We start from the raw sequence: 21,713 nt of genomic DNA on the forward strand, positions 1-21,713 counted from the left end.
CCTCCAAGGACAACCCCTACCGCGACTACTACATCTGGCGCGACCCCAAGGGCTTCGACGAGGACGGCAAGCCGATTCCGCCGAACAACTGGATTTCCTGCTTCAGCCCCTCCGTGTGGGAATGGGACGAGGCGACCGGCCAGTTCTACCTGCACTACTTCTCCGTCAAGCAGCCCGACCTGAACTGGGAGAACCCGAAGGTCCGCGAAGAGGTCTACGACATCATGCGCTTCTGGCTGGACAAGGGCGTGGACGGCTTCCGCATGGACGTCATCAACCTAATTTCTAAGGACCTCTCCTTCCCCGAGGACCCGGCAGTCCTCGCTGGCGGCCTCGACAACTCCCTGGCTGTCGCAGCGAACGGCCCGCGCGTGCACGAATTCCTGCAGGAGATGAACCGCGAGGTCCTGAGCAAGTACCCGGTCATGACCGTGGGCGAAACCCCCTGCGTGACCGTGGACGACGCCGCACTCTACACCGGTTTCGACCGCAACGAGCTGCAGATGGTCTTCCAGTTCGAGCACATGGACGTAGACGCCTCCGAAGGTGGCGTGACCGGCAAGTGGTCCGACCGCCGCTTCAACCTGGTTGACCTCAAGAAGGTCCTCACCCACTGGCAGGAGGGCCTGCACGGCCGCGGCTGGAACTCCCTGTACTGGAACAACCACGACCAGCCGCGCACCGTCTCCCGCTTCGGTAACGACTCCCCCGAGTACCGCACCGTCAGCGCCAAGATGCTCGGCACCGTGCTACACCTGATGCAGGGCACCCCCTACATCTACCAGGGTGAAGAGCTGGGCATGACCAACGTCTTCTTCGACGATGTGAAGGACTATAACGACCTGGAGATTCACGACTCCTGGCGCAAGTACGTTGAGGAGTCGGGCCGCGTTTCCGCTGAGGACATGCTGCGCTACATCAGCGCCTCCGGCCGCGATAACGCCCGCACCCCCATGCAGTGGAACGCCGGCGAGAACGCAGGTTTCACCACCGGCACCCCGTGGCTGAAGCTGAACCCGCGTTACACCGAGATTAATGCGGAGTCCGAGCTGGCTAACCCGGATTCGGTGTTCTACCACTACCGCGACCTGATTAGCCTGCGCCGCGAGCACCCAATCGTCCTGACCGGCGAGTACCGCCTGCTGGATGAAGAGGACGACCAGGTCTACGCCTACCTGCGCGTGAACTCTGACGAGGACGCCGCCGCAACCGGCGAGCGCGCCCTGTTGGTCGTCGCCAACTTCACCGATGACACCGTTCAGCTGAACTACGCGGGCGGCAACCTGGATTCGGTGGTGCTAACCAACTCGCAGGCGCTCTCCCCGACTGAGCTGAAGGCAATCGAGAACGCCCCGAAGCTGATTAGCTCGAACTATCGCGATGAGAACCGCGAGTTCACCGACGAGGGCACCCTGTTGCGCCCCTACGAGGCGAAGGTGTACCTCTTCGGTAACGCCAAGTAGTCGTACCCCACTCATACTGTGCGAAGGGGGACCAGCTACAGACATTCCGGTCCCCCTCGCCCTATACTTCAATCACAGACACCTTTTTCCTCTTCGGCGTAACCCGCCGGTACAGAAAGGCAATTATGAGCAACTCCGAGGCATACGAGGTTCCCTCCTACGAGGGCCGCCAGTGGTGGAAGGAAGCCGTGGTGTACCAGGTGTACCCCCGCTCCTTCAACGACGCAAACGGCGACGGCATCGGCGATCTGAAGGGTATCACCGAGAAGCTGCCCTACCTGGCTAAGCTGGGCATCAACGTCATCTGGCTCTCCCCCGTGTTCGATTCGCCGAACGTGGATAACGGCTACGACATCTCTGACTACTTCGCCATCATGAGTGACTTCGGCACCATGGAAGACTTCGACGAGATGCTTGAGACCGCCCACAAGCACGGCATCAAGATCCTGATGGACTTGGTCGCAAACCACACCTCCGATGAACACCCCTGGTTCAAGGAATCTCGCTCCTCCAAGGACAACCCCTACCGCGACTACTACATTTGGAAGGACCCGAAGGGCTTCGACGAGGACGGCAACCCGATTCCTCCGAACAACTGGGCATCCGAGTTCGGCGGCCCGGCGTGGGAGTGGGACGAGGCGACCGGCCAGTTCTACCTGCACATCTTCTTCAAGGAACAGCCCGACCTGAACTGGGAGAACGAGAAGGTTCGCGAGGACCTGTACTCCATGGTCCGCTGGTGGCTGGACAAGGGCGTTGACGGCTTCCGCCTGGACGCTATCAACATCATCTCCAAGCCCGAGGGCTACCCGGATGACCCCTCCACCGACTACGAGAAGCACACCTCCTCGAGTCCTTTCGTCATTACGAACGGCACCATGGTGCACCCGTGGATGAAGGAGCTCACCCGCGAGACCTTCAGCCGCTACGACGTGATGACCGTGGGCGAGACCAGCGCAACCAGCCCCGAGGACGCTAAGCTGTGGGCTGGCTACCACACCGGTGAGCTGAACATGATCTTCCACTTCGATCACATGGGCGTGGATAACGACCCGAACGGCAAGCTGGGCGGTAAGTGGTCCTACGCGCCGTACAAGCTGACCGAGCTCAAGCGCATCCTGAACGACTGGCAGACCACCCTTGAGGGTAACGCCTGGGGTTCGCTGTACTGGAACAACCACGACCAGCCGCGCGTTGTCTCCCGTTTCGGTAACGATTCGGATGAGTTCCGAACCCTGTCCGCTAAGCAGCTGGCGACCACCCTGCACTTCATGCAGGGCACCCCGTACATTTACCAGGGTGAAGAAATCGGCATGACCAACGTGAAGTTCGATTCGATTGAGGACTACCGCGATGGTGACTCGATCCGTTTCTACGAGGACATGCACGTTGACCACAAGCGTCTGAGCCACGAAGAGGCGATGCAGGCGATTTACATTAAGGGCCGCGATAACGCTCGTACCCCGGTTCAGTGGGATGCCTCCGCTAACGGTGGTTTCAGCCCCGAGGGTGTGACCCCGTGGATTGCTGTGAACCCGAACTACCCGGCGATTAACGCTGAGGCTGTTCTGGCTGATGAGGATTCGATCTTCTACCACTACCAGCAGCTGGTGGCTCTGCGCCGCGGCAAGCTGAAGGACCTGATGGTTTACGCATCCTTCGCTCCGGTGGATTCGGTTCAGGTTCCGCACAACGAGGACGAGGCTGTGTACGCGTACACCCGTACCGGTGGTGCGGATGGCAGCCCCGCGAACGAGTCTTTGCTGGTTGTTTCGAACTTCACCGCTGAGGAGCAGGAGCGCGACTTTGCTGTGCTTTCTGAGACTCGTGAGGCTGGTGCTCGTGTTGAGCTGGTGAGCTCGAACTACAAGGACGACGCGGGTTCGACCCTGCGCCCCTACGAGGCGAAGGTGTACCACATCGTTCGCTAAGCGCTGTAGCTCGTTGAGTGCTACCGCGTGCCGATAAGGTGATAGACAGCAGAAGGAGGGTGAGGCTTATGCCCCGCCCTCCTTTTGTGTTGTCTCCTGTGTTCTCCCGGCGTGCTTTCTTGGCTCTGCTTAGCTGGCGGCTCTACTTAGCTGGCGAAGACGAACTGCAGAATCGGCACGGCGAGCGCAATCATTCCCACGCTGACGACCGCCCCGGCGGCAATGACGGGGGCTGCGGTGCCTTCGTGCCGGTAGTGGGTTTCTAAGATGACGATGTTCGCGGCTGGCGGCAGGACCGCAAGGATGAAGAGCACCTGCGGATGCGCGAGCAGCTGGTCGAAGTGCACGCCCGCCGTATCGTGTGCCCAGCGGGCAAGCGCCAGCACGCCGACGCTGTAGACGCTCACGAGCCCGGCGCGTAGGAGAGCCCATCCGGCGGCGCGGGTCAGGTCTGTGCGGTGCAGTTTGGCGGCGCCGAGCCACATACCCAGCACGATCATTCCGATAAAGCTGAAAACCCAGGTGAGCACCCGGTAGAAACCCGCCCCGTACTGGCTCAGGATGGGCCCGGCGGGCAGGCAGAGCAGTCCCACCACCACGGCGATAACGGGCGGGCTGGTACGCAGACCCCGCAGTACCGTGCGGAGGGTTCCGCCACGGCTCCTAGCGGCTCGTGCATCCGGTGCGTTGCCCTCCCCTACCCCGGCCTCTGTCTTGGAACCACCGCGTAGCAGCGAGGTGCCCAGGATATTGCCCATGATGGAGTTGCCGATATACGCGCCAATGTACACGCGCACGGCTTCCTCGCCCCAGAATCCGGCAACCACAGGGATGCCGAAGAGTCCCGCGTTCAGGTAGACGAAGGCGAGCTTCTGCACGGGGTCGCCGGTGATGCGCCCGGCACAGAGCACGCCGAGGAGCATCAACACCATGGTGGAGGCGGCGACAAAGAACAGTTCGGGACGGCTGGTTGCGACAGTGTAGATGATGACGGCGGGAATGATCCAGCGGGTCAGCAGGGTTGAGGCGTCTTCTTTGAGGCGGGTGCTCCAGCGATCGGGTAGCAGTAGCGCGAGCCCCAGACCTAGACCTAGGTAGATGAGTGGGAGGATGATTCCCATGCTCGTTCCTTTCGCTGTAGCTCTGCTGTTTTTGCCGCGTTAGGGCGTGTCTAATAACCCTACCCTGAACCTTCAGGTTGAGGTTGATTATTTTTTCTCTGTGGTTTTCGGATTTTTCGCGTCATATTGCATCATATTCCGCCAAACCCTCGTTTTTTATGCGGTTCGCTTCTAATCTTGAAATATAGAAAGGATATATTTTCAGCGTATTCTTTCAATCTATCGCCGACACTCATTTCTTACGAGATTAGGAACTAGGCTGTTCCTTCTCCCGTGAGGCTAAATATGCAGGAGCCCGCAATGCAGCAGCCGTATCTTTCGTCCCCTCCCGAATCTGGAGGCGTCCCGCAGCGTCCGGCGCAGGTTCCCAGTCAGCATGCTGATGCCCATATTCCGTGGCGTTCTTCTTCGGCTCCCTCAACCCCTAATACTTCGAGCATGGTGGTTGAGGCTACCGTAGCTTCTGCCGCGCCCATAGCGCCTGTGAGCGGCCCCGAGCGTACGTTTAGGGTCCCGCACCCGGTGCTGAGTGCTATCTCGTGGCTGATTGCGGCTGCGAGCGCTGCATGGCTTGTCATTCTGGCTGTTTCGTTGACGATGATTGTGGCGTCGGGTCTGAGCCATGATTCTGAGTTTGTGATGCTGACCTATGGTGTGTACATGGCGTGCGCGTTTGGCTTCTGCTGTTTTGGTACGTTTTTTGCTTTGCATTTTGGGTTGGGGTCGAGCGCTCATTGGCGTGATTCGATTCGTCACCCGCATCACCCACACTAAAAAGGTTTATATCTGGGTGTAGTTTTTCGGCATGTTTTTTCGGGTATTTTCGGAATGCATTTCTTTTATTTAGACCCCGCGTTTAAAAAATAAATGAGGATTTTTTAATACGCCCCAAAACCCTTCTCCCCTTTTCTACACGACTTAATGCAAGGAGCCACCTGGCGCATCCACAAACGGATGCACCGGGCGGCTCCTTCACAGGCTCCCAGCTACAAAGCTAGGTAGCCCAAAGCGGGATTACTCCCACTCAATGGTTCCCGGGGGCTTGGAGGTAACGTCCAGCACCACTCGGTTAACGTCCTTGACCTCGTTGGTAATACGGTTCGAGATCTTAGCCAGCAGGTCGTACGGCAGGCGCGACCAGTCAGCGGTCATTGCGTCTTCCGAAGAGACCGGGCGCAGAACAATCGGGTGGCCGTAAGTACGGCCGTCACCCTGAACGCCCACGGAACGAACGCCAGCCAGCAGAACCACGGGGCACTGCCAGATGTGCTCATCCTGACCTGCTGCGGTCAGCTCTTCACGCACGATAGCGTCAGCGGCACGCAGGGTCTCCAGGTTCTCGCGATTAACCTCGCCGACAATGCGGATGCCCAGGCCGGGGCCGGGGAACGGCTGACGTGCCACGATCTTCTCGGGAACGCCGAGCTCACGACCGATAGCGCGAACCTCGTCCTTGAACAGGGTGCGCAGCGGCTCAACCAGTTCGAAGGTCAGGTCGTCGGGGAGGCCGCCCACGTTGTGGTGGCTCTTAATGTTTGCGGTGCCGTCGCCACCGCCGGACTCGACAACGTCCGGGTACAGGGTGCCCTGGACCAGGAACTTGATGTCTGCGCCCTCTTCGCCCGCTTCGGCAATCAGCTTGCGCTGTGCCTCTTCGAAGGAGCGGATGAACTCGCGGCCGATAGCCTTACGCTTCGCCTCGGGCTCGGTGACGCCCTCGAGAGCGGAGAGGAAACGCTCCGACTCGTCGATGGTGATGACCTTGATACCCATGGAGGCTGCGTAGTCCTGCTCGACCTGTTCACGCTCGCCCTCACGGAGCAGACCGTGGTCAATGAAGAAGCAGGTGAGCTGGTCACCAACAGCCTTGTGCACGAGTGCTGCTGCCACGGAGGAGTCAACGCCGCCGGAGAGCGCGCAGATGACGCGGTCGCTACCGACCTGCTCGCGAATCTTAGCAACCTGCTCTTCGATGATGTTGTTGGTGGACCAGGTGGGCTTCAGACCTGCCACATTGTAGAGGAAGTTCTCCAGGGCGACCTGGCCGTAGTCGGAGTGCTTCACCTCGGGGTGCCACTGCACGCCGCCGAGCTTGCGGGACTCATCCACGAATGCTGCCACGGATGCGCCGGGGGTCGTTGCCAGCACCTCGAAGCCTTCGGGGGCTTCGGTCACGGAGTCACCGTGAGACATCCACACGTTCTGGGTGGTGGGGGTGCCGGTCAGGAAGGAGGAGTTCTCAGCGCAGATCACAGCGTCGGTTGCGCCGTATTCGCGCAGACCGGTCTGGGCGACGGTGCCGCCGAGGGTCTGGGCCATGACCTGGAAGCCGTAGCAGATACCGAAGATCGGCACGCCAGCTTCAAACAGGGCCTTGTCACCCTTGGGGGCGCCATCGGCGTAGACCGAGGAGGGGCCACCGGAGAGCACGATGGCTGCCGGGTTCTTGGCGAGCATCTTCTCAGTGCTCATGGAGTGGGGGACGATTTCGGAGTAGATGCCGGCCTCACGCACGCGACGAGCAATGAGCTGTGCGTACTGTGCACCGTAATCTACCACCAGGACGGGACGCTCTTCGAGCTGGTCCAGGTTCACAGAGTTGGTCACGAAAATTACCTCAACGTGTTGGTACTAATCCGCGCACTTGCGCGGGGATATATCTATTTTACGCTATCGCTGTACGCCGCCGACGGCACGTAGCCACTCCCCCATCCCGGGGTTCCGCTACATGCCCTAACGGGAGTAGAGCGTGCGTATAGAAAGCACCGCCCGGCGACCGGCAGACCAAAACCTGCCAACCGCCAAGCGGTGATTCATAAAGCTACATTAGCCGCGGTACGAGGGAACCACGGTCAGGTCAGCCTTCTGGAACTTCTTCAGGTCCAGGTAGCCGCAGTTAGCCATTGCGCGCTTGAGCGCACCGACAATGTTGCTGGTGCCGTTCACGTGGTGCGAAGGACCGTACAGGACCTCCTCCAGGGAGCCTACAACACCGAGCGGGGTGCGCACGCCGCGCGGGAAGTCCAGCGAGTGCGCCTCGTTGCCCCAGTACCAGCCCTGGCCGGGAGCCTCGGATGCGCGAGCCAGCGGAGCGCCCAGCATGACAGCGTCAGCGCCCAGTGCGAGCGCCTTCACCATGTCGCCGGAGCGGCCCAGGGAGCCGTCAGCGATCACGTGCACGTAACGGCCGCCGGACTCATCCAGGTAGTCCGAACGTGCTGCAGCCACGTCAGCGATAGCGGTTGCCATCGGTGCAGAAATGCCCAGGCCCTGACGGGTGGTCTGTGCAGAACCGCCACCGAAGCCCACCAGCACACCGGCTGCGCCGGTACGCATCAGGTGCTTAGCCTGCGAGTAGCCAGCCACGCCACCAACGATGACCGGAACGTCGAGCTCGTAGATGAACTTCTTCAGGTTCAGCGGCTCGTGCGAGGTCGAAATGTGCTCAGCGGAGACGGATGCGCCGCGGATGACGAACAGCTCAACGCCAGCCTTCACCACGGTCTCGTAGTGCTCCTGGGTGTTCTGCGGGCTCAGGGAGCCGGCAACAACCACGCCGGAGTCACGAATCTCTTCCAGGCGTGCAGTAATCAGTTCCGGCTTGATCGGCTCGGAGTAAATCTGCTGCATGCGGGTGGTGGCGGAGGCGGGGTCCGCCTCGGGCAGCTCAACAATCTCGTCGAGCAGCGGCTGCGGGTCCTCGTAGCGGGTCCACAGGCCCTCAAGGTTCAGCACGCCCAGGCCACCCAGCTTGCCCAGGGCAATAGCGGTCGCCGGGGACATGACCGAGTCCATGGGCGCACCAATGATGGGGGTGTCGAACTTGAAGGCGTCAATCTGCCAGGAGGTATCGACATCGCGGCGGTCGCGGGTACGGCGGGTGGGAATGAGCGCCACATCGTCCAGGGAGTAGGTGGGGCGGGCGTTCTTGGAGAGGCCAATCTGAATTTCAGACATGGGGTGAATCCTTTCGAATTCGGTTTGAGGGGTGCCGCTGGGCGTTATTCGCGCCGATGCCCGCCCCGATACCCGAGCGGGTATGGGGCGGGCTCAACGGCGCATGGCGTGCACGCCATGCGGGGAATCATCGTTGGTGATGCGTATTAGGCGCGGTAGTTCGGTGCCTCAACGGTCATCATGATGTCGTGCGGGTGCGATTCCTTCAGACCTGCGGGGGTGATGCGCACGAACTGACCCTTGTACTTGAGCTCCTCGATGGTGCGGGAACCGACGTAGAACATGGTCTGGCGCAGGCCACCTTCGAGCTGGTGAATCACTGCGGAGAGCGGGCCGCGGAAGGGAACCTGACCCTCAATACCCTCGGGAATCAGCTTCTCTTCGCTGGAGACGTCAGCCTGGAAGTAGCGGTCCTTGGAGAAGGACTTGTGGCGGCCGCGGGTCTGCATTGCGCCGAGCGAACCCATGCCGCGGTATGCCTTGTACTGCTTACCGTTCATGAAGATCAGCTCACCGGGAGACTCGGTGGTACCAGCCAGCAGGGAGCCGAGCATCACGGAGTCAGCGCCGGCAACCAGTGCCTTGCCGATCTCGCCGGAGTGCTGCATACCGCCGTCAGCGATCAGCGGCACACCTGCCGGGATTGCTGCCTTAGCGGACTCGTTGATAGCGGTCACCTGGGGAACACCAACACCGGCGATAATGCGGGTGGTGCAGATGGAGCCGGGGCCAACGCCGACCTTCACGCCGTCAGCGCCGGCGTCGATGATTGCCTGTGCACCCAGGCGGGTTGCAGCCTGGCCACCGATGACGTCCACGTGTGCTGCGGCGGGGTCCTTCTTCAGGCGGGCAATCATGTCGAGCACGCCCTGGGAGTGGCCGTTTGCGGTGTCCACGAACAGTGCGTCGACGCCTGCCTCAACCAGGGTCATTGCGCGCTCGTAGCCGTCGCCGAAGAAGCCGATAGCAGCGCCGGCACGCAGGCGGCCGTCCTCGTCCTTGGTGGCCTTGGGGTACTGCTCAGTCTTGACGAAGTCCTTCAGGGTAATCAGACCGGCGAGCTTGCCTGCGTCGTCGACCAGGGGCAGACGCTCAATCTTGTTGTGGGACAGCAGCGCGAATGCTTCGTCCTTGGTGACGCTGGGGTGCGCGGTGACCAGCGGCATGGGGGTCATGATGTCGCGGACGCGAATGCCCTCGTAGTCGGAGCGGGAGATGTAACGGATATCGCGGTTGGTGATGATACCTTCCAGCACGCCCTCTTCACTGACGACGGGCAGACCGGAGACCCTGTAGTAGCCACAGACCTCGTCGTATTCGGCGATGGTTGCGTCAGCACCAATGGTGACGGGGTTGATAATCATGCCGGACTCGGAGCGCTTGACGCGGTCCACGTGTGCAGCCTGGTCCTCGATGGAGAGGTTGCGGTGGATAACGCCCATACCGCCCAGACGTGCCATAGCAATTGCCATAGCGGAGTCGGTCACGGTGTCCATTGCGGCGGAGATGATGGGGGTGTTCAGGGTGATGCGCTTGGACAGGCGGGTGGAAGTATCCGCATCGGAGGGGATAACGTCAGTGTTGCCGGGCAGCAACAGCACGTCATCGTAGGTCAGGCCGGTGAAGCCGAAGGGATCCTCGGACAGAGCGGTGGGAATGGTCATTGTCTACCTTTCGGATGCTGGCTTCATCGGTGAGAAGCTCAGCCTATACGTTGCATATGTCAAGATGCGGTACGAACCCGTCTGCTCGCACCCCACAAGGTGGTTTGAGCGCAAACGGGAACAGCTTACCTTCTATAGTAAACCGCTAAAGATTTCTTTGCTGAGAAGCACTCATAGTAAGCGTCCCTCAGCGGGAGGCTGTCGGCAGGTTCTAGCGCCCTTCGAACGCGAGCGCGCCCGAGCCTACCGACAGCGAGTGCCCGGTACCGGCCTCCATGATGGAGGGGGCGGCACCAGGCACACACACTATTTAGTCTTCTTCAGTTTCTTCGGGCTTCTCAACCACCAGGGTCTCGGTGGTCAGCACCAGAGCCGCGATGGAGGAGGCGTTCTGCAGGGCCGAACGGGTCACCTTCACCGGGTCAATCACGCCGGCTTCGATGAGGTCCACGTACTCGCCGGTCTTGGCGTTGTAGCCATGACCCACGGGCAGCTCGGAGACCTTGGAGACGATGACGTAGCCGTCTTCGCCAGCGTTCTCAGCGATCCAGCGCAGCGGCTGAACCAGGGCTCGGCGAACGATCTGTACACCCACGTTTGCGTCGTGGTTGCCCAGGTCCATGCCGTCCAGTGCCTTCAGCGCGTGAACCAGTGCGGAACCGCCACCGGAGACGATGCCCTCTTCCAGAGCGGCACGGGTGGAGGACACAGCGTCCTCGATGCGGTGCTTGCGTTCCTTCGCCTCAACCTCAGTTGCGGCACCAACCTTGATGACGCCCACGCCGCCGGCAAGCTTGGCCAGGCGCTCCTTGAGCTTCTCGCGGTCCCATTCGGAATCCACGCGCTCAATTTCGCGGCGCAGCTGCTGCACGCGATCCTCAATTGCCTCGGGGTCACCGCCGCCGTCCACGATGGTGGTGTGGGACTTGGTGACGGTCACGCGGCGTGCCGAGCCCAGGTGCTCCAGGGTGACCTGCGGCAGGTCAATGCCGAGCTCGCCGGTCACGACGGTGCCGCCGGTCAGAATTGCCAGGTCCTGCATGATTGCCTTACGGCGGTCACCGAAACCGGGAGCCTTCAGAGCGACCACGTTGATGGTGCCGCGCAGCTTGTTCACGACCAGTGCAGAGAGCGCCTCACCGTCAACGTCTTCTGCGATGATGGTCAGCGGCTTCTTCGCCTGAACGATCTTCTCGAGCACGGGCATGATTTCTGCGATGGTGGAAATCTTGCCCTGGTAGAGCAGCACGAGGCTGTTCTCCAGCACTGCTTCGCCGCGCTCAGCGTCGGTGACGAAGGAGGGCGAGAGGTAGCCCTTGTCGAACTGCATACCTTCGGTGATGTCCAGCTCAATTTCGGTGGAGGAGCCGTCTTCGATGGTGATGACGCCGTCCTGGCCGACCTTCTCGAAGGCGCGAGCCAGCAGCTCACCAATCTGCTCGGACTGGGCGGAGATAGCGGCAACGTGCGCCACCTCGGGGCCCTGCACGGGGCGTGCGTTCTCGAGCAGGCGTGCGGAGACAGCCTCCACAGCAGCCTCAATGCCGCGCTTGACGTCGGCGGGTGCCGCGCCGCTGGTGACATTGCGCAGGCCCTCGTTGACCAGTGCCTGTGCAAGCACGGTTGCGGTGGTGGTACCGTCACCGGCTACGTCGTTGGTCTTGGTGGCGACTTCCTTCGCCAGCTGGGCGCCCAGGTTCTCGTACGGGTCGTCCAGTTCAATTTCGCGGGCAATGGACACGCCGTCATTGGTGATGACGGGTGCGCCCCACTGCTTGTCGAGCACAACGTTGCGCCCGCGCGGACCGAGGGTTACCTTGACCGCGTTTGCCAGCTTATCGACGCCAGCCTGCAGGGACTTGCGGGCGGCATCGTTGAATTCAAGCTGCTTAGCCATGTGTTCGCTACTCCTAGTGCGTCACAGAAAGGAAAATTTGAGGGGCAGATGATAGCTCATGCGCCGTACCGGATGAGCGGTACGGCGCATGAGCATCTGAAAGTATTAGTCGACGATTGCCAGAACGTCGCGTGCGGAGAGAATCAGGTACTCTTCGCCCTGGTACTTGACCTCGGTGCCACCGTAGCGGGAGAACACGACAACGTCGCCTTCCTTGATGTCTACGGGGATGCGGTTGCCCTTCTCATCCACGCGGCCCGGACCAACGGCGACAACGCGTGCTTCCTGCGGCTTTTCCTTCGCAGTTTCGGGGATAACCAGACCGGATGCGGTGGTCTGCTCAGCCTGTTCGATCTTGATAACGACGCGGTCTTCCAGCGGCTTGATAGCCATAATCGGTTCCTCCGGGTTGTGGATTTACGTTTGATGCGAGACAGCGGCGCAGTGGCGCGCCCGATGACTGTCTCGAGTGCTACCTCAACTCTAGTTTCACCTGTGCTTTCGGTCAAGAAAAGCGCCCCTCTGCCGGGGTGTTTCACCGCAAGGCGAACGCTGAGCAAAAAGCTGGGCAAATCGGGCTCCCCACCTACCAAAACCGGCACCCCGTAAAATGAGGAGCATGCCTACATCCCCTTTTACTCCCGCCGCTGAGCTTCCGTTCAGCGCCGAAGCGCTCGCGGCAGCCGACGAGCTCTACCCGCTGGGCTCGGATACGCTCAGCGCCGTTACCTCTTTGCGTTCGCGCGGTTTCAGCCCCGAGGAGTCTGCACAGATTATTTCGCTGGCGCAGGCTCGTACCCGTGCGCGCGCCAAGTTCGGCGAGCGCGCCCGCACGCTCATGCTGACTCAGGAGGCTGCGGAGCAGGCGACCCGCCCGGTGATTGCGCATTATCGCGCTCAGCGTCTGCGCCCTGTTGCCGGCACGGTGGCTGATTTGGGGTGCGGTATCGCCTCGGATTCTGCCGTATATGCGGCGGATCGCGGTGCCGTGGTTGCGGTGGAGTTGGACCCGCTGACCGCTTCTTTTGCGGCGAAGAACCTTGAGTTCTGCCCGCAGGCGCGCGTGTATTCGGGGGATGTGACCGATTATGTGCACGGTGAACTTCTGGACGCTTCCGGTGAGCCGGTGGGCATTGTGTGGATGGACCCGGCACGCCGCGAGTTGCGCGGTGCGAAGAAGGCTCAGACGGAGCGTCTTTTTGATCCGGAGGCGTTCTCTCCCCCGTTCTCGTTCGTGCTGAATCTGGCGCGCACTGGCGTGCCGATGGGCGTGAAGTTGGGCCCCGGTTTTCCGCATGAGGGCATCCCCTCACCCGAAGATATTGCGTCGGAGGCGAACCCCAACCCGCGCGTTGAGGCGGAGTGGATCCAGTCGGAGGGTTCCCTCGCCGAGTTGGTGCTCTGGTTTAACGCGCTGGCTCAGGAGGGGGTGGCTCGCACGGCGACCTCTGTGCATGAAACCCCTGCGCGCGAGATGCCTGCGGAAGAGGCTACCCCCAACGAAGGCTCCACCGAAGGATCCACCGGAGGCACCGCCGAAACCTGCGCCCTACTGCCTCCCTACGAGGCGGTGAACTTCCGCAGCCCCTTGACGGCGGAAGAGGCACAGCAGAGCGTTGACGTTCCGGTGTCCCTACCTCAGCCCGGTGATTACCTGCTGGAGCCTGCCCCGGCGATTGTGCGCTCGCACCTGGTCGCTGAGTTTGCGCAGAGTATTGGCGCGCACCTGCTGGATGAGCACCTGGCGTACCTGTGTTCTGCCGAGCCGGTGGCGCATCCGCTGGTTGCCTGCTACGAGGTGCTGGAGGAGATTCCCCTGCAGGAGAAGCAGCTGAAGCATTGGGTGCGTGAGCAGGGCTTTACGGCGCTGACTATTAAGAAGCGTGGCGTGGATATTGTTCCGGAGCAGTTGCGGGCGCGACTACTGGGTTCTGCGGGTTCTAAGCCTTCCAAGAAGAAACAGAAAAAGAACGCTAATTCTTCTTCGGGTACTCAGGAGTCCTCGTACCGTCCGGCAACGCTGGTCTTTACCCGCATCGGTTCGGGTAGGGATTCACGACGCGTCGGCTGGCACGTGCGCCCGCTCCAACCTCGCCAGCCCTAACTAACCAGCCTTGACTACTCAACCCTGGCTACCCAACCCTGACTGCCCAGCCCCGAGGACAGGTTACCGTTCATGACGATTCATTACGGTACCGTTCCGGATTCTGCACTCGACAGGGCACTGGGAACCGCAAGACCGTACACTAGATACGGTGCCGGATAAAGATACTATGCCTGGTCAAAGATACGCGGCCTAGTAGAGGCACTCCCCCAAGGAGCCGGCTCCCACCGGCTAGCGCACAGCCGGGCAGAGCCCACCGATAATAACTTCCATAGTCGGCACCATGCACGACCCTATTTCCAGACGCAGGAAAGGCAATATGATCGACTTTGCTACCTCCCCGCAGTCCACTCTCGGCGTGGAATGGGAGATTGCGCTCATCGACCGTGAAAGCGGCGCACTGACCCAGCGCGCCAGCGAGGTGCTATCCATCCTGCGCGAGCGCCACCCCGAACTGCTTGAGCCCGCCTCCGACCGGGCGCATGTGACCGGCGAATTCCTGGAGAACACCGTCGAGGTGGTGACGGGCATCTGCCGCACCGTCGCTGAGGCGTGCCGTCAGCTGCAGGATTTGGCGGATACCCTGCGCGACATCACCGATGAGCTCGGCATTGAGTTCTACCCCGCCGGTACCCACCCCTTCTCCCACTGGGCTGACCAGCCGGTCGTGGCGAAGGAACGCTACCAGCGTGTGGTCGAGCGCGCCCAGTATTGGGGCCGCCACATGGTCATTTACGGTGTGCACGTGCACGTGGGCATTGACTCCCGCGATAAGGTCCTGCCGCTCATTGACGCGCTGACCAACTACGGCCCGCACCTGCTGGCACTTTCGTGCTCCTCCCCCTACTGGGACGGAATCGACACCGGGTACGCTTCGCACCGCACCCAGCTCTACCAGCAGCTGCCCACGAACGGTCTGCCCTTCCACTTTGACACCTGGGAGCAGTACAGCGAGTACCTGGAGTCACTCGTGGCAACCGACGTGATCAACGACCCGAGCGAGGACCGTTGGGATGTTCGCCCGGTTCCGCGTTACGGCACCATTGAGATGCGCTATTGCGATGGCCTCGCCTCCCTGCCGGATGTTGCGGCAATCGTGGCGTTCACGCAGTGCCTGGTAGAGTACTTCTCCCGCCAGATTGAGGCGGGTGAAAGCATTGAGGTGCTCGCCCCCTGGCACGCTCAGGAGAATAAGTGGCGCGTTGCCCGCTACGGCCTGGATGCTAAGATCGTGGTCTCTAACGAGCCGGTGCAGCGTACCCTGCGTGAGGATTTTGAGCTACTTCTGCCCAAGCTGGAGCCGGTAGCACGCGACCTTGACTGCGAGGTAGAGCTGGCGCAGGTACGCCGCATCCTCGCCGAGGGTACGGGTGCGGATCGTCAGCGTGCGGTCTTTGCGAAGACCGGCTCTCTGCGTGAGGTAGCGCTGGATGTTGCCGCGCAGTCTCGTGCGCGAGCGCTGCGTTAGGGCCGCTACCCCGCCCCCCCGTAACTAAAGTTTGAATACAGAAAATGCCTCGGCGCAGTCCTTTGTGAGACTGTGCCGAGGCATTTCTATGAGCATTTTCGAGGCGAGCCGCATCAACGGGCTCGCGCTAGTGACCCCTGTAGAGGCAGCCTGCTTAGAGGCAGACCGTTTAGAAGCAGACTGTGGTTACCGGCAGCGAGGAATCCGTCGTGAAGTCCACACCCGAGGGCTCACGACCGGCGGCGACCAGGCGGGCACCCAGCGCCGCAACCATCGCGCCGTTATCGGTGCACAGGGTGAACTTCGGGATAATCAGGCGCACCCCCTCGGAGGCGCATCGGGCGGCAAGCAGCTCACGCAGGCGCGAGTTAGCCGCCACGCCACCGCCAAGCAGCAGGGTCTTCATGCCCTGCTCGCGGCAGGCAAGCATCGCTTTCTTGGTGATGACGTCCACGACCGCTTCTTGGAAGGACGCGGCAATATCGGCAATTGGAACCTCTTCACCGGCTGCTTCAAAGCTTTCAATCACACGCGCCACGGCGGTCTTCAGGCCGGAGAAGGAGAAATCGTAGCGGTGCGCACCGGGCTCCTCGGCGGTGCCCATGAACTTGCGGTTCGACAGGCCGCGCGGGAACACGAAGGCGTTGCGGTTACCCTCGGCGGCGGCGCGGTCAATCGCGGGGCCGCCCGGGTAGTCCAGGCCGAGCAGTCGGGCGACCTTGTCGTAGGCCTCGCCTGCGGCATCGTCAAGGGTCGCGCCGAGCAGGCGCACATCGGAGGTAATGTCTCGCACCTGCAGGATTTCGGTGTGACCGCCAGAGACCAGCAGTGCACCCAGACCACCGGAACCGGCATTCGCCAGCAGGTCGGAGCCGTCTTCGGTGCCGTTATCCTCGAGCAGGCCAACGCCAACGTGGGCGACCAGGTGGTTAATGCCGTAGAGGGGCTTGCCAGTGGCGATGGCGAGCGCCTTCGCCGCGGAAACACCCACCATGAGGGCACCGGCCAGACCGGGACCCGCGGTCACGGCGATGGCGTCCACCTCGTCGAGGGTGATGTCCGCTTCGGCGAGTGCCGCCTTGAGGGCGGGAATCATCGCATCCAGGTGGGCGCGAGAGGCGATTTCGGGGATCACGCCGCCAAAGCGTACGTGCTCCTCCATCGAGGAGGAAATGGTGTTGCTCAGCAGCTGCGCGCCGCGCACAATGCCGATTCCGGTCTCGTCGCAGGAGGATTCAATGCCCAACACGAGGGGTTCGCGAGTGCTCATAGTCTATCTTTCTGTTGCGCTGTCTGCGCGTAGTGCTTCTAGTTGCAGTGAGGTAAGGATGCCGTGGTGTAGGGATACCGCGTCGTAGAGGGCGGTGGAAGCTTGCCCCTAGTGCGGGGATTGCCGTTTAGCTCCACGGACTATTTAGAACGTGCATTCCATAATGATGGCGTCGGTTCCGTCATCGTAGTAGCCGCGGCGTACGTGAATCGCACGGTAGCCGTTGCGTTCGTAGAGGCGCTGGGCGCGCGGGTTGTCGGCACGCACCTCCAGCAGGATACGCTCGGCTCCCTGCTCGCGGGCGCGCTCGTGCATCTGCTCGAGCATGGCGCGACCGAAGCCGTGACCCTCGTACTCGGGGAGCACGCCGATGGTCTGAACGTCGGCGGTGTCGGCTACGACCATGGTTCCGCAGTAGCCGATGGCGCGCCAGCTGCCCTCGTTATCTTCCGAACCTTCTGCAGGCAGTTCGAGCATGTAGTAGGTTCGGGTCGGGTGGGTCAGCTCTTCGAGGAACATGTCGATGTGCCAGGCGTCGGCGGGGAACAGTGTGGTTTCCATGCGGTGCATGGTCTGCACGTCGGCAAGTTCGGCAATGCGCAGGCGGGCACCCTGTGCTAGGTCGTCTCGCACGATATTTTCGGTAGCGCTCATTTAGTTCTCCTTCTGCGCGGCAGTCTGTGCAGCTGCCTGTGCGCCCTGCTTCTGCTGGCGGGCGAGCATTGCGGCGGGGACCTTTGCGTCCGAGTCGCGCAGGTACTGGGCGGAGGTGTCCTCGCTCAGGTTCTCTACGCCCAGGCGTGCCGCGGCGGCAACCAGGTACTCGGCGTGGGGGTGAACCTGACGGGCAGAATCGACGATGGTCCAGCCGTGCTCTTCGAGGGCCTCGGAGTACAGGCCGGCGCCGTAGCCGTAGGCGTAGGAGGGATCCCCACCGGGCAGAATTTCGGAGGCGGGGCATACGTTCGGTCCGTCCACCAGGCTGTAGCCTTCGGCGTTCACGCGGTAGCGGGCGGAGTAGACTTCGCGGCGGCGCGCATCGGAGAGTACGAGCAGCTCAGCATCTTCGATAAGATCAGCAGAAGCGAACGCTCGTTCTACGTTCTCTTCCTCGGCAACTGCGCCTGCTTCCCCGGCAGCCGCACCGGATACAGCGCGCTCAGCCAGGGCGGTCAAGCTCATCATGCCGTACACCGGCACCGACCAGGCAAAACCCAGAGCGCGCGCAGTAACGATACCGGCACGCAGACCCGTAAAAGGTCCCGGACCGGTACCGGTCAGAATCGCATCCAAGTCTTCGCCGCGCACGCCAGCGTCCTGCAGGGCAGCCCGCGCGTAGGGTCCCATCACCTCGGCATGGGAGCGGGTATCTTCGCTCTCGTAGCGGGCGAGGATTTCGAAGGACGCACCGGCTTCGGAGCCGTGCACACGGGCGAGCGCCACAGATGCGGTGGCGGATGAATCAAGGGCAAGTACTAGCACCCTATCATTCTAACGCGCGGGCTCTAGGCGCTCTGCAGGGCCTCTTTCAGAGCGTCGAAAGCGTGCTCCCAGCGGGGGCCGAAGGCGCGCACCCGCAGCAGGCGAGGTTCGGGGGTGTCCGCGTCCTCGTCACTTTCGTCTTCGTCGTCCCAGCTGAACTCTTCGGCACCCGAGTAGGCAAAGCGCGCATCCGCACCAGTCAGACGGGTGAAGTCCAGCTCCAGGCGGGAATCGCTCAGATGCTCAGCCTTATCGCGGCCCCACTCGATGACGGTCACCGAGCGCGGCAGGGAGAACTCCAGGTCCAGGTCGTCGAGCTCTTCGGCACTGGAGAGGCGGTAGGCGTCCACGTGCACCAGGTCGGGGCCGCCGGGGCGGGGGCCGTCCGGCAGGTTTGGGTGCACGCGCGAGAGCACGAAGGTCGGTGAGATAACACCTTCGCGCACGCCCAGGCCTTCGCCCAGGGAGCGGGTGAACGTGGTCTTGCCCGCGCCGAGCTCGCCCGAGAGGAGTAGTACGTCCCCGGCGTTCAGGTGCTGCGCCAGGGTGAGCGCCAGGCGGCGCGTATGGTCGGGGCCGGTCACGTCCAGGTCGAGGGCGGCAGAAATGTATTCAGCGCTCATTAGCCCTCCTGTTCCTCGCCGGTGCCCCACAGCTCGTTCAGCTCAGCTTCAACCCAGGAGCCGCCGACGTAGAGGCGCTCCACACGGGGAGAAATACGGGTCACGATTTCGTAGTTAATGGTCTGCGCCGCTTCAGCCCACTCCTCTACGGGCGGGTTCTCGCCAGCGCCAAAAAGGATGGCGGGCGCGCCCAGGTACCCCAGGGCGGGATCGCTCAGGCCGGGTTCGCCCAGGTCAACGACCATCTGGTCCATGGCGACGCGGCCAACCACGCGGTAGGTCGTACCCTCCGCGTTATTAGGCACGGAGCCGTTCTCCACGTTCTGCGCGCCCGGGTAGATGCGCACCGGCGCGTTCTCCGCAATGCGCGGCACACCGTCAGCGTAGCCGAGCGGCACAAGCGCCAGGGTGGTTGCCTTGGGAGTGTGGTAGCGCAGACCGTAGGAAACACCCTGACCTGCAGGAACTTCCTTCACGGCGGCAATGTAGCTGCCCACCGTCATGACGGGCTTCAACCCCAGGTCTTCAGCGGTCACCTCCGGCAGCGGGGAAAGACCGTACAGCGCGAGGCCGCAACGCACGCCGTCACCGAGCAGACGCTCCTCAGTGTCCCAGCCCTCCAGCGAGGCGGTCAGGGTCGCCGGGGAGTTCGCCAAATGCACGATCTTCGGGGCCAGGCCAGCCTCACGAGCCTGAGCCACAAAAGTATCCAAAGTATCGACCTGCTGCGCAGTCTCGGCGCGGGTCGGCTCATCCGCAACCGCCAGGTGGCTAAAAATACCCTCAACCGTAATCAGACCGGCATCCTCCAGGGAAGCGGCGCGAGCCACCAGCGCAGGCCAATCCGCCGCGGTGGCACCGTTACGGCCCAGACCGGTATCAGCCTTCAGATGCACGATAGCGCGCTCGCCGGTGCATTCAGCGGCGGCGGCAACCGCCTCCAGGTCCCAACCGGAAACACCCAGACGAATCTTCTCCTGCAGTGCAGCCTCAAAATCGGTGGAGGGGGTGTGCAGCCACGCCATGAGCGGCGCATCAATACCGTCAGCACGCAGTTCCAGCGCCTCGTTCACGTGCACCACACCCAGCAGGTCAGCGCCGGCTGCAATAGCCGAACGTGCCACCGGGTACGCGCCGTGACCGTACGCATCCGCCTTAATCACTGCAATGAGCACGCGGTCGCCAATGAGTTCCTTGAGTCGGCGCACATTATATTCCAGCGCGTCAAGATCAATCGTGGCGCTACGTTCCACCTGGCCGGGAGCGCAGGGCGGGCAGTAAAGCGGTTCGGCAGGCTGCTGAGGGTGAGTCATGGTCCTTCGTTTCTGACGGGCGGGTACTACAGGCTGTACTTGAGCAGCCTCTCTTCTACTAAATTCTAGACCTCCCGCTGTGCGAAAGTCCTGTCGCGCTACACTAGGTCAGGTACCCCTTTAGAGAGGAAAGCATCGATGAGCACTCTGCCGCCGGTTCGGACGGTTCACGTGTATTCCATGCACACCGACCCTTTTGCGCAGCCCGGTAGCGGAGATGCAGGCGGCATGAACGTCTATATTGCCCGGTCGGTGCATGCCATGCTGGAACTGGATCCGGAGCTGCGGGTTGAGGTTTTCACCCTGGATCGCGGTGAGGCGCTTCCGACCGATTCGCCGTTCCGTCAGCCTCCTCAGCCCGGCGAGCGCCTTGTGCGCCACAGTCTTGATCTGCCCTCCGCCCGTGGTCTTTCGAAGAACGAGCTGGCTGCGGTCACCGATGATTTTGCGCAGGCGTGCGTCGAGCAGGCACTGTACACCCCGGATATTATTCACGCCCACTATTGGCTGTCGGGTCAGGCTGCGGCTCGTGCATCCGACCTGTGGTCGGCTCAGGGCGTTGGCTTCCCGGTTCCTGTTCTTTTTACTCCGCATACGACGGCTGCTGCCAAGGATGCGCGCCGCGGCGAAGGTGAGGCGCCCGAACCCGAGGAGCGCTATGCCGCCGAGCGCCTGATGAGTAGCTCCGCGAGCCGGGTGATTGTGAATACTCCCCTGGAGGCGCAGCAGATGGGCGAGTATTACGGTACGGACGCGCAGAAGCTTGCCACTATCCCGCCGGGTGTTGACACCTCGATTTTCCATACGATTCCTGGCGTGCATCCGCTCAATGACACCTCTGAGACTCGTTGCCGCATTGTTTTTGCCGGTAGGCCTCAGCCGTTGAAGGGCCCGCATCTGCTGGTGGAGGCACTCGCGCTGCTCCCCGATGATTTGCAGGTGGACGTAGATATTATTGGTCGTTCCGATTCGGATTATGAGCGCCGCCTGTTGCAGCGTGCAGCTGAGCTGGGTGTGGCGGATCGGGTGCATTTGAAGGACCCGGTTCCGGCGTCTGAGTTGGCGAATATTTTCCGTGCCGCCGATATTGTGGCGTCCCCGTCCTCATCTGAGACGTTCGGTTTGGTGGCGCTGGAGGCGCAGGCATGCGGCGCGGCGGTGCTCGCTACGGATGCTGACGGTCTGCGCTATGCGGTGGAGAACCACCGTACGGGTCTGCTGGTGGCGCCTCGTACTCCGCAGCGTTGGGCTGCGGCTATTGAGCGTCTGGTGCGTGCCCCGTATCTGCGTCATTCGTTGGGTGCGAACGCCGCTGCGCGTGCCCGCACGATGGGTTGGGAGCAGACGGCGCGTAAGACCCTGGAAGCTTATGCCGAGGTACGTGAGGGTATCTCGCAGTAATGTATTTTTCACGTTGTGA

The 21,713-nt window shown here is 62.0% G+C and carries 17 protein-coding genes; 6 read left to right on the top strand and 11 right to left on the bottom strand.

What is annotated here, in order from left to right; all coding sequences use genetic code 11:
* Both HMPREF2527_RS05130 and HMPREF2527_RS05135 read left to right on the top strand, forming a co-directional pair.
* Positions 1-1,463, top strand: a 1,463-nt coding sequence (locus HMPREF2527_RS05130; protein WP_070506882.1) for a glycoside hydrolase family 13 protein, incomplete at its 5' end; no start/stop codon positions are given.
* Between the two features lie 125 nt (positions 1,464-1,588).
* The gene (locus HMPREF2527_RS05135; RefSeq protein WP_070506883.1) at positions 1,589-3,394 is read left to right on the top strand and encodes a glycoside hydrolase family 13 protein; all 1,806 of its coding nucleotides are present in this window, start codon (positions 1,589-1,591) and stop codon (positions 3,392-3,394) included.
* Between the two features lie 146 nt (positions 3,395-3,540).
* On the opposite strand, the gene HMPREF2527_RS05140 is transcribed toward HMPREF2527_RS05135, so the two are convergent.
* Positions 3,541-4,515, bottom strand: a complete 975-nt coding sequence (locus HMPREF2527_RS05140) for an AEC family transporter (RefSeq protein WP_070506885.1) — start codon at positions 4,513-4,515, stop codon at positions 3,541-3,543.
* Positions 4,516-4,800: 285 nt separating this feature from the next.
* Here HMPREF2527_RS05140 and HMPREF2527_RS09685 point away from each other — a divergent pair, with 285 nt between their 5' ends.
* Positions 4,801-5,289 carry a hypothetical protein gene (locus HMPREF2527_RS09685; protein WP_141744451.1) on the top strand — a complete coding sequence of 163 codons (489 nt, stop codon included), beginning with the start codon at positions 4,801-4,803 and terminating at the stop codon, positions 5,287-5,289.
* A gap of 240 nt (positions 5,290-5,529) precedes the next feature.
* On the opposite strand, the gene guaA is transcribed toward HMPREF2527_RS09685, so the two are convergent.
* The 5 genes from guaA to groES form a co-directional block, all read right to left on the bottom strand.
* Positions 5,530-7,122: a glutamine-hydrolyzing GMP synthase gene (gene guaA, locus HMPREF2527_RS05145; protein ID WP_012903093.1), complete on the bottom strand. Its 1,593-nt coding sequence runs from the start codon at positions 7,120-7,122 to the stop codon at positions 5,530-5,532.
* 219 nt (positions 7,123-7,341) lie between these two features.
* Complete coding sequence (locus HMPREF2527_RS05150) at positions 7,342-8,472, bottom strand: GuaB3 family IMP dehydrogenase-related protein (protein ID WP_049363234.1); 1,131 nt, start codon at positions 8,470-8,472, stop codon at positions 7,342-7,344.
* A gap of 146 nt (positions 8,473-8,618) precedes the next feature.
* On the bottom strand, positions 8,619-10,136 hold the full coding sequence (gene guaB / locus HMPREF2527_RS05155; RefSeq protein ID WP_049363231.1) for an IMP dehydrogenase: 1,518 nt from the start codon (positions 10,134-10,136) through the stop codon (positions 8,619-8,621).
* 310 nt (positions 10,137-10,446) lie between these two features.
* Positions 10,447-12,033 (bottom strand): chaperonin GroEL, encoded by a 1,587-nt coding sequence (gene groL / locus HMPREF2527_RS05160; RefSeq protein ID WP_049363229.1) that lies wholly within the window; start codon positions 12,031-12,033, stop codon positions 10,447-10,449.
* A 105-nt stretch (positions 12,034-12,138) separates the two neighbouring features.
* Entirely contained in the window at positions 12,139-12,426 is a 288-nt protein-coding gene (groES, locus tag HMPREF2527_RS05165) for a co-chaperone GroES (protein ID WP_005505066.1), read from the bottom strand.
* Between the two features lie 226 nt (positions 12,427-12,652).
* Here groES and HMPREF2527_RS05170 point away from each other — a divergent pair, with 226 nt between their 5' ends.
* Positions 12,653-14,137: a class I SAM-dependent methyltransferase gene (locus tag HMPREF2527_RS05170; RefSeq protein ID WP_371326304.1), complete on the top strand. Its 1,485-nt coding sequence runs from the start codon at positions 12,653-12,655 to the stop codon at positions 14,135-14,137.
* 319 nt (positions 14,138-14,456) lie between these two features.
* On the top strand, positions 14,457-15,605 hold the full coding sequence (locus HMPREF2527_RS05175) for a glutamate--cysteine ligase (RefSeq protein WP_070506886.1): 1,149 nt from the start codon (positions 14,457-14,459) through the stop codon (positions 15,603-15,605).
* Between the two features lie 169 nt (positions 15,606-15,774).
* Here the strand turns inward: HMPREF2527_RS05175 and tsaD are convergent, their stop codons facing one another.
* From tsaD to alr, 5 genes are all read right to left on the bottom strand, one after another.
* Positions 15,775-16,875 (bottom strand): tRNA (adenosine(37)-N6)-threonylcarbamoyltransferase complex transferase subunit TsaD, encoded by a 1,101-nt coding sequence (gene tsaD, locus HMPREF2527_RS05180; RefSeq protein WP_049346426.1) that lies wholly within the window; start codon positions 16,873-16,875, stop codon positions 15,775-15,777.
* A gap of 144 nt (positions 16,876-17,019) precedes the next feature.
* A complete protein-coding gene (gene rimI, locus HMPREF2527_RS05185; RefSeq protein ID WP_049341807.1) occupies positions 17,020-17,529 on the bottom strand; it encodes a ribosomal protein S18-alanine N-acetyltransferase in 510 nt (169 codons plus the stop codon).
* On the bottom strand, positions 17,530-18,357 hold the full coding sequence (tsaB, locus tag HMPREF2527_RS05190) for a tRNA (adenosine(37)-N6)-threonylcarbamoyltransferase complex dimerization subunit type 1 TsaB (RefSeq protein ID WP_049341806.1): 828 nt from the start codon (positions 18,355-18,357) through the stop codon (positions 17,530-17,532).
* 23 nt (positions 18,358-18,380) lie between these two features.
* Positions 18,381-18,980: a tRNA (adenosine(37)-N6)-threonylcarbamoyltransferase complex ATPase subunit type 1 TsaE gene (tsaE, locus tag HMPREF2527_RS05195; protein ID WP_049358743.1), complete on the bottom strand. Its 600-nt coding sequence runs from the start codon at positions 18,978-18,980 to the stop codon at positions 18,381-18,383.
* Entirely contained in the window at positions 18,980-20,293 is a 1,314-nt protein-coding gene (gene alr / locus HMPREF2527_RS05200) for an alanine racemase (RefSeq protein ID WP_070506887.1), read from the bottom strand. Before alr ends, tsaE begins: the two co-directional genes overlap by 1 nt.
* 138 nt (positions 20,294-20,431) lie before the next feature.
* On the opposite strand from alr, the gene HMPREF2527_RS05205 reads away from it, so the two are divergent.
* Positions 20,432-21,694, top strand: a complete 1,263-nt coding sequence (locus HMPREF2527_RS05205; RefSeq protein WP_070506890.1) for a glycosyltransferase — start codon at positions 20,432-20,434, stop codon at positions 21,692-21,694.
* The last annotated feature ends 19 nt before the right edge of the window (positions 21,695-21,713 follow it).

The sequence above is a fragment of the Rothia sp. HMSC071B01 genome, from assembly GCF_001808945.1.
GTDB lineage: Bacteria > Actinomycetota > Actinomycetes > Actinomycetales > Micrococcaceae > Rothia.

Coding starts and splice junctions, on each gene's coding strand:
- tsaE (WP_049358743.1), bottom strand. CDS start 18,980: ATGAGCGCTGAATACATTTCTGCCGCCCTCGACCTGGACGTGACCGGC.
- groES (WP_005505066.1), bottom strand. CDS start 12,426: ATGGCTATCAAGCCGCTGGAAGACCGCGTCGTTATCAAGATCGAACAG.
- groL (WP_049363229.1), bottom strand. CDS start 12,033: ATGGCTAAGCAGCTTGAATTCAACGATGCCGCCCGCAAGTCCCTGCAG.
- guaB (WP_049363231.1), bottom strand. CDS start 10,136: ATGACCATTCCCACCGCTCTGTCCGAGGATCCCTTCGGCTTCACCGGC.
- tsaD (WP_049346426.1), bottom strand. CDS start 16,875: ATGAGCACTCGCGAACCCCTCGTGTTGGGCATTGAATCCTCCTGCGAC.
- HMPREF2527_RS09685 (WP_141744451.1), top strand. CDS start 4,801: ATGCAGGAGCCCGCAATGCAGCAGCCGTATCTTTCGTCCCCTCCCGAA.
- HMPREF2527_RS05205 (WP_070506890.1), top strand. CDS start 20,432: ATGAGCACTCTGCCGCCGGTTCGGACGGTTCACGTGTATTCCATGCAC.
- HMPREF2527_RS05135 (WP_070506883.1), top strand. CDS start 1,589: ATGAGCAACTCCGAGGCATACGAGGTTCCCTCCTACGAGGGCCGCCAG.
- HMPREF2527_RS05140 (WP_070506885.1), bottom strand. CDS start 4,515: ATGGGAATCATCCTCCCACTCATCTACCTAGGTCTAGGTCTGGGGCTC.
- alr (WP_070506887.1), bottom strand. CDS start 20,293: ATGACTCACCCTCAGCAGCCTGCCGAACCGCTTTACTGCCCGCCCTGC.
- HMPREF2527_RS05150 (WP_049363234.1), bottom strand. CDS start 8,472: ATGTCTGAAATTCAGATTGGCCTCTCCAAGAACGCCCGCCCCACCTAC.
- rimI (WP_049341807.1), bottom strand. CDS start 17,529: ATGAGCGCTACCGAAAATATCGTGCGAGACGACCTAGCACAGGGTGCC.
- HMPREF2527_RS05170 (WP_371326304.1), top strand. CDS start 12,653: ATGCCTACATCCCCTTTTACTCCCGCCGCTGAGCTTCCGTTCAGCGCC.
- HMPREF2527_RS05175 (WP_070506886.1), top strand. CDS start 14,457: ATGATCGACTTTGCTACCTCCCCGCAGTCCACTCTCGGCGTGGAATGG.